General features: G+C 68.1%; 1 protein-coding gene. It reads right to left on the reverse strand.

Annotation, left to right across the window (positions count from 1 at the left end; all coding sequences use genetic code 11):
- Nucleotides 1-11 precede the first annotated feature (11 nt).
- Nucleotides 12-899: an IS5 family transposase gene (locus tag HTZ77_RS44890; protein ID WP_328809137.1), complete on the reverse strand. Its 888-nt coding sequence runs from the start codon at nucleotides 897-899 to the stop codon at nucleotides 12-14.
- Nucleotides 900-1022 lie beyond the last annotated feature (123 nt).

The raw sequence follows: 1022 nt of genomic DNA on the forward strand, positions 1-1022 counted from the left end.
TAGGACGTGTCTCAAAGAATGACGAGCCAGTCGTTGATGGCAGCGATGTGGATGGTGGCTTCGTAACGGACGGCGAGTTTGTCGAACCGGGTAGCGATGCCGCGGTGCCGTTTGAGCCGGTTGATGCCGCACTCGACGGCTGAGCGGGCGCGGTAGTCGACTGGATCGAAAGCTGGAGGGCGGCCGCCGCGGGTGCCTCGTCGCTGCCGGGCGATGATCCGGTCAGCAGGCTCTGGGATGGTGCATCGGATCCTGCGAGAGCGTAGGTGCTGCCGGATCGCGCGCGAGGAGTAGGCCTTATCGGCGCGGACGGTCTCGGGTCGAGTGCGCGGGCGGCCGGGCCCGAGCCGGGGCACCCGGATCGCGGCCATGACCGTAGGGAACTGTGGCGCGTCACCGCGTTGCCCGCCGGTGAGCACCAGGGCCAGCAGCCGCTGGCCCTGGTCGCACGCCAGGTGGAGCTTGGTCGACAAGCCGCCTCGGGACCGCCCGAGGGCGTGATCGGCAGGCTCGGGTCGTACCCCACCGGGTGACTCGGCCTGGAGCTCGCCGCGCCGGGAGGCTCCGGCCGCATGCTGGTGCGCTCGGCAGATCGTGGAGTCCACCCCGATCTGCCAGCCGACCAGGCCTCGGGCATCAGCCGCAGCCTGTAACCAGGTGAGAATCTGCTGCCAGACGCCGGCCCGTTGCCAGCGGCGGAACAGGCTGTAGACCGCCTGCCAGGAGCCGTAGCACTGCGGTACGTCCCGCCAGGGCGCGCCTACTCGTACCCGCCAGCGGATCCCGTCGATCAACTGGCGCTTGCTCCATCGCGACGGTCGACCTGGTCTTTTGCCCGCAGGCAGCAGCGGTTCCAGCCGCGCCCACTGCGCATCGGTGAGGTCGAACCGCCGCGTCACCGCTAAGGTGGCCACGAGGTCTCCGGGTACAGGTTCTTCTTGGTCGTTGAACCCTTTACCGGAGACCTCTTTGCTTATCCGGCTACGACACGCCGTTGATCAACACTTCGAGACAGGCCCTAG

It is taken from the genome of Nonomuraea montanisoli, assembly GCF_013363975.1.
Taxonomy (GTDB): domain Bacteria; phylum Actinomycetota; class Actinomycetes; order Streptosporangiales; family Streptosporangiaceae; genus Nonomuraea; species Nonomuraea montanisoli.